Below are 430 nucleotides of genomic sequence, written 5' to 3'. Positions count from 1 at the left end.
CGATGAGGAGCAAAATCGCGTAGCGCGGACTGTCTTCGAATATCTGTTCGTCAAACACCCAGACAACCGCCGTCGCCGCGACGAGTTTCACGAGCAGGAACGGCCACGCGTCGCCCGTGATGGCGAGCACCGATTCCGGCAGCGTGGAGGCCGTGAGGTCGACGACTGCTTTGTTCACCGGGTGTTTCGGAATGAGGTTGTTGCCCGCTCCGAGGGCGGTCATCCAGTCGAGACCGACGACGTTTGCGACGCCGTCGATTGCGTGTCCCCAGATGACTACGAATCCGATTCGACCCGTCCCCTCGTTGACCTCGGGTGCGAAACGTTCGACGAGCCACCACGTCGCGGTGGCGACGACCGTCGCTCCGGCAAGGATGACGAGGAGTACCTGCGGATAGAACGTTGCACCTTGTGCGCCGGTGATGCCGGC

1 pseudogene is annotated in these 430 nt (G+C 62.6%); it reads right to left on the bottom strand.

From position 1 onward, the window contains the following. Nucleotides 1–430 (bottom strand): annotated as a pseudogene (locus C5B91_RS21885) (DUF63 family protein); the annotation flags it as partial.

This window comes from Haloferax sp. Atlit-10N, assembly GCF_003586325.1.
GTDB lineage: Archaea > Halobacteriota > Halobacteria > Halobacteriales > Haloferacaceae > Haloferax > Haloferax prahovense.
Note: the sequence above shows the minus strand (reverse complement) of the source record. Positions and strands in the feature narration are given on the sequence as shown.